The sequence below is a fragment of the Chryseobacterium sp. CG10_8 genome, from assembly GCF_058117085.1.
Map to the genome: position 1 here is coordinate 1 of NZ_JBYVEB010000268.1, position 724 is coordinate 724.

Consider the following 724-nt stretch of genomic DNA (forward strand, 5'->3'; position numbering starts at 1 on the left):
TTCTTTTTAATAAAAGTATTATATTTGAGCATCAGAATAAAGATTTTTTGAAAAAAACACGAATCTATTAATGGAAAAATCTGAGAAACTGCGAGAATTACTCTTGCAAAAAGTTCAACTTGGAGAGGAGGAACAACTTGAATTGATTTCGCACTTAGAAGAGGTAGAATATCCAAAAAATAAGGTCATTCTAAAGGAAGGGAAAATCGCAGAATATGTCTATTTTATTGTTTCAGGAAGTGTCCGGTTTCATTGTATAAATTCGATGGGTGAAGAAACCAATGCTTATTTTTTGTTTGAAAATAATTTCTTTAGTAGTTCGCAATCATTCTTTTCGAAGGCTCCATCTACAATGTCGGTTACATCAATGGAAAGGGTTGTAATGTTTCGATTACATAGAGATAAGCTATTTTCACTTTTTGATAAGTACCATAGTTTCGAAAGGCTTGGGCGAATCTTAATTCATGAATCTCATTCAATTGCAGCGGATGTTAGAGGTAATGTTAATATATCGGCAGAGGAAAAATATTTGCAGCTTATCAATGAGCATCCAGAAACTGTTAGAAGGGTTCCGATTAAGTATTTGGCAGATTTCATTGGTGTACATCCCAATAGTTTGAGTAGAATAAGAAAAAATGTAAAATTTTAGATTGAACTTTATTCTCTTTTTTATAGGCTCAATGTTCTATTTAATTTAATTGAATTAGGCATCTAAAAGATATTA

1 protein-coding gene is annotated in these 724 nt (G+C 31.2%); it reads left to right on the plus strand.

What is annotated here, in order from left to right; all coding sequences use genetic code 11:
* Positions 1 to 70 precede the first annotated feature (70 nt).
* Complete coding sequence (locus tag AC4AGG_RS16670) at positions 71 to 649, plus strand: Crp/Fnr family transcriptional regulator (RefSeq protein ID WP_489773147.1); 579 nt, start codon at positions 71 to 73, stop codon at positions 647 to 649.
* Positions 650 to 724 lie beyond the last annotated feature (75 nt).